The organism is Levilactobacillus namurensis DSM 19117, from assembly GCF_001434785.1.
GTDB lineage: Bacteria > Bacillota > Bacilli > Lactobacillales > Lactobacillaceae > Levilactobacillus > Levilactobacillus namurensis.
In genome coordinates this window covers 1-319 of the sequence record NZ_AZDT01000052.1, presented here as the reverse complement: position 1 = coordinate 319, position 319 = coordinate 1, and the positions used below count along the sequence as shown (strand labels likewise).

Genomic DNA, 319 nt, shown 5'->3' with positions numbered 1-319 from the left:
GAGGCTACACATACTTTGTTGAAACAATGGTCAGTTTTGAGGGGTCTACCCTCAAAGCCTTATGTGCTTTTTTGGGCGTATAGCTCAGCTGGTTTAGAGCGCACGCCTGATAAGCGTGAGGTCGATGGTTCGAGTCCATTTATGCCCATTGACCGTAAGGTCGATATGGGGAATTAGCTCAGATGGGAGAGCACCTGCTTTGCAAGCAGGGGGTCAACGGTTCGATCCCGTTATTCTCCATTGATGCGAAAGCATCATAGAATTTGTTCTTTGAAAACTAGATACTATCAATTATTTTCCTTTAATTATTAAGATAATT

The 319-nt window shown here is 42.9% G+C and carries 2 tRNA genes; both read left to right on the top strand.

From position 1 onward, the window contains the following. Positions 1–73 precede the first annotated feature (73 nt). Positions 74–148, top strand: a tRNA-Ile gene (locus FD30_RS07530). Positions 149–167: 19 nt separating this feature from the next. Continuing rightward, positions 168–240: transfer RNA gene (locus FD30_RS07525), tRNA-Ala, on the top strand. Positions 241–319 lie beyond the last annotated feature (79 nt).